Genomic DNA, 538 nt, shown 5'->3' on the forward strand with positions numbered 1-538 from the left:
ATATAACTCCAATGGTCGGCCACAGGAACTAAAAAAACGTGAGGAAGCTACTGCAGTTTATCTCTGGGGGTACGGAGGTCAGTATCCTATAGCCGAGATCCGAAACGCGACGTATGCCCAGGTCGATAGTGTTCTGACCAAAGCGGCTATCGATAACCTCAACGTGTCGACACATTCGGAAGCTACAATGGAGACCCTGATCAAGAATGCAGCGGACAAACTGCGGGCCGGCCTACCGAATGCAATGGTGACCAGCTACACGTATAAACCACTGGTCGGCATGACCAGCAAGACAGATCCAAGGGGGATCAAAGAGAGCTATACGTATGACGGTATGCAACGCCTGCAGGCCATCCTTGACCATCTGAACCAAGTGAACAGAGCGTTTGACTATCATTACCGTCCCAATTAAGCCAGACCTGTTATGAAAAAGACCTTATTGACGATATTATGTTTAGCTGCCGTGGCATGTGTCCAAGGGCAGACGCTTGTTGACAATCTAACGCTAAACAGTTACAGCAACCAGACCAGCATCCAG

Annotated in this window: 1 protein-coding gene; it reads left to right on the forward strand. The window is 49.3% G+C overall.

The features are described from left to right. Positions 1-412 (forward strand): hypothetical protein (locus K7A41_RS00030; protein ID WP_265712064.1); only part of this gene is annotated, 412 nt, incomplete at its 5' end. Between the last annotated feature and the right edge of the window lie 126 nt (positions 413-538).

The sequence above is a fragment of the Sphingobacterium sp. InxBP1 genome, from assembly GCF_026191775.1.
Taxonomy (GTDB): domain Bacteria; phylum Bacteroidota; class Bacteroidia; order Sphingobacteriales; family Sphingobacteriaceae; genus Sphingobacterium; species Sphingobacterium thalpophilum.